Source organism: Novosphingobium chloroacetimidivorans (assembly GCF_014204535.1).
GTDB lineage: Bacteria > Pseudomonadota > Alphaproteobacteria > Sphingomonadales > Sphingomonadaceae > Novosphingobium > Novosphingobium chloroacetimidivorans.
The window spans coordinates 1-3,572 of sequence record NZ_JACHLR010000062.1 but is presented as its reverse complement, the minus strand read 5'-3'; the positions used below and the strand labels follow the sequence as shown (position 1 = coordinate 3,572).

Genomic DNA, 3,572 nt, shown 5'->3' with positions numbered 1-3,572 from the left:
TCCTGCCTCAGTCCAACTCGCCAGCATCCGGATCTGGCTGCGACATAATGAGTCGGTCGCCAAGCTCTGCAATACAGATCTGGACGCTAAGCCCCACAGCGATGCTCGCGCCAGTAGCGGAGTTATCTCAGCGCCTAGCCATCCCCTGAACAAAGCGCACGACAGATCGCCGCCACGAGGTGACACACACCAGGCAGCTGTCCGCGAGCCCCTGCCATTTGCTTCCGAACGGCAGTGCATTGTCGGCCCACGCACAAGCACATGGCCCTCCGGCCTACGTCCGACTGTGCCCACCAGCCTCACCAACTCGTCGCGCGAGCGCTGAGCCGAAACACCAGGGCACGGCTGGTTCGATCGGAACGTTCCGTCCATCTCACGTGCCGCTATGCCGGCGAGCCCTCCGCGCATCAGATTGGCGCCATCACCGTCGTATTTAGCAATGGGGGTGCAGGAGAACGCCTGGCTTGTGGGAACGACAGCGGCAAGTACGGTGGCAAGGAAGGACATCAGAAGCCCGACCACTCAAGTTCGGCCTCGTTCAGCGTCCGTGCATGTCATAAATTAGATCTTGGGCGCCTAGACGGTTGCGCAGAGCTTCAGGGTCGCCGACCTTTGAGGGCGGTAGTTCAGTCGCCGTTACAAACATTGAGCCAAATTTCGAGTTGCGCGGTGCTCACGTTACTCCTCAGGCGTCATCCGCCCATCGCGTCCGATGCGAAGTGTCGACCCTCAGCGAGACCGTACATGATGTAGTGCAGCGCTAGTTTGTCCCCGTCGAAACCATAGGCAGCTTCTAGGTCCGGGTTTGCTGAAGCATATCGCACGGGATCGAACGTGATACTGCGCCCCTCGTCGAAACCATGCTCAACGAAATGCTTGGTGCCCAGATCTGCATTCGAGCCGAACCCGACGATCAGGTCAGCATAAGATGCAATGTACTCGAGTGGGTCAAAGCCATCGACTGCCAAGCCTTGATGAAACCCCGATGTTATATACTGGTACGCAATCGATTCAGCGTCATGGGCTATCGAATGTATTAACGTAGGGTTGGTTGCCAGGTACTCCATAGAATCAAAGATTATTGATCTATTCTCAGTAGCCCCGTGCTGTATGTAATGCTTAACGCCTCTCTCGGCATCTGGTCCGAAGCCTTGTATGAGATCGCTGTAGCTGGCGATATACTCCAACCCGCCAAATGTAATGTTTCTTTGCTCGGCTGCACCATGTTCGACGTAGTGTCGCACTGCTGCATTCGTGTCCATGCCATAGCCAACCCGTAGGTCTTGGTTTGCTGCGATATACGCATAAGGATCAAAGGACGGAACGCCTCTGCCTTCGTAAAAACCGTGGTTAGCGAAATGAGCAAGGCCCAGGTTTTTATTGCTCCCATAACCTGCGCGAAGGTCGGAGTTTGAAGCAAGGTATAGGAGCCCATCAAAATGATTGAGCTGACCTTTCAGATCGGTAACCAGAAAATCTTCGCTTTCGCCAGCGAAGGAGATGCCTTCCACTGCTGTAAGCCGTACGCGATTATTAACTGATATTAGGTACTCGGCCTGATCGGTGTGCAAGAATTGGTAATCGCCCTTGCTACCTTCTAGAATGACAGTGTCGAAGCCGTCGCCGCCATCAATAACGTTGATCCCGCGACCCGCTTCAATTTCATCGTCTCCGCCTAGTGCCTGGATGCTATCGTTGCCATGGCCCGAGTAGATTCGGTCAGCAAGATTGGATCCTTTAATGTTATTCGACGATGTCAGAATTGCCGGGAAAGTGGCAAGGTAATCCCCTCTAGAGAGATCCATCAACTGCGCGGCAGGGAGGGTGGCGCCTGTAAGCCTGAACGAAACTTTTTCGTCGCGGCTCTCAGTTATAGCATGAACTGTTCCGCTGCTTATCAACCCGTTCTCATCCAAGACAAAGCCGTTGCCCTCCAGCACGTCAATGAAGCCGTAGTCAAAGGAGAGAAGGATCTTCTCGGAGGAAATGAGCGTAATCGTGGGAGTGAGGGCGCTTGCAAGCGCAGTCTCATACATATCGAGCGCCGCATCGGAACTGGCAACGATGTCTACCATAGTGTGCTTCTCGCCAGAACCCGGTTTACAGATCGTGATGGTCACGATTTACAGATAGCATTGTTAATATTCGGCTAAACGACGGAGCTGTGATTCGACAGATCCGTCACGATGCTCACAAAAGGGGCGGCGCAGGGCGATGTTCCGGGCACGGCGAAACTTGGCGACCGACTCATTATGTCGCAGCCAGGTTCGGATGCTGGCGAGTTGGACTGAGGCAAGGAAGTTGGACACCTCGGAAAACCCTTGGTTTGGCGCGAAAGCGAGGCGAGGAGTGATCATGCTAGCGTAGACTACGTGATCACGGGTTAGTTCTTGCTGTTCAGCGGGATCTGATGGGGCACTCAGAGCCGTATGGGCATCATGCGGGCGCAGTACGCCCCTCGAGCCAGGCGAGCCGCTGGAAGTTATAGGCCAGATTAGCCATGCCGATGGTGCGCACGAGCAGGCCCATGCGATGTTTCTGGCCGGCAAAGACGTGCTCGACGGCTGAGCGGACTGCCGACCGCCTCGCGTTGGCGCGCGCGATGCGCTCGGGCATGGGTTTGGCGGTGCGGCTTGCGCTGGTGGATGTTGCTGGTGAACATGCCTTTAGCCAGGAACGCCTCGTTTTTCTTCGATCGGTAGGCTGTGTCGGCCCACACGCCCGAGGCCGTGTTGTCCGGGCTGATGAGAACCGGCAGCCGGGCGCCATCGTGCGCATTGGCGGCGCTGGCGTCCCAAGTGCAGATCAGACCATGCGTACGGTCAATGCCGATGTAATTCTTGTAGCCGAACATGGGGGTAGCGAGATCGACCGGCTTGAACGCTTGGGGTCGGCGCCGTCCTTCACCTTGGCCTTGGTGTATTTGACGCTCCAGCGTGCATCGCGATCCTCCTGCCTGAGCTTGGCTGGCTTGTCCTTCCAGCACTCGGGGATCCGACCTTCCCTGATCGCCGCTTTCTCCTCCTGAGTGTTGCGCTGCTTGGGCGCCAGCACCACGGTGGCATCGATGATCTGACCGCCCATCGCGAGGTAGCCTCGGTCGGTGAGCGCGGCATCGAAGCGGGCGAAGAGCCTGGCGATCGCCTTGGCCTTCACCAGGCGCTCACAGAACAGCCATACCGTCGTGGCGTCCGGCACCGTGCCGTCAAGCCCAAGACCAAGGAAGCGCTGAAACGAGAGCCGGTCTTTGATCTGGAACTCGGTGCTCTCGTCAGACAGCGAGTAGAGCGCCTGCAGCACCAGGATCTTGAACATCAGCACCGCATCGAACGGCGGGCGTCCACCCCTGCCACGAGAGCTTCGACGCAGTGCGACCACCAGAGGACCACGGAAAACCTCGAAGTCGACCACCGCGGCCAGTCGCTCCAGCGGATCGCCCGCCCCGCTCAGAGCCTCATATCGGTCTGATAGATCAAAGAAACTCGGCTGACCCGCCATCACTGCCTCCGCTATTGCGCTCAGGCAGTGAATCATCTCAGACCGTTAGACGCCACCGGTTTTTCGAGGCGTCC

The 3,572-nt window shown here is 57.2% G+C and carries 1 protein-coding gene and 1 pseudogene; both read right to left on the bottom strand.

Going from position 1 to position 3,572, the window contains the following annotated elements; translation table 11 throughout:
- Positions 1-692: 692 nt before the first annotated feature.
- Positions 693-2,120, bottom strand: coding sequence for a hypothetical protein (locus HNO88_RS21695; protein WP_184250880.1), 1,428 nt, complete (start codon positions 2,118-2,120; stop codon positions 693-695).
- A 316-nt stretch (positions 2,121-2,436) separates the two neighbouring features.
- A pseudogene (locus HNO88_RS21690) lies at positions 2,437-3,498 on the bottom strand (IS5 family transposase).
- Positions 3,499-3,572 lie beyond the last annotated feature (74 nt).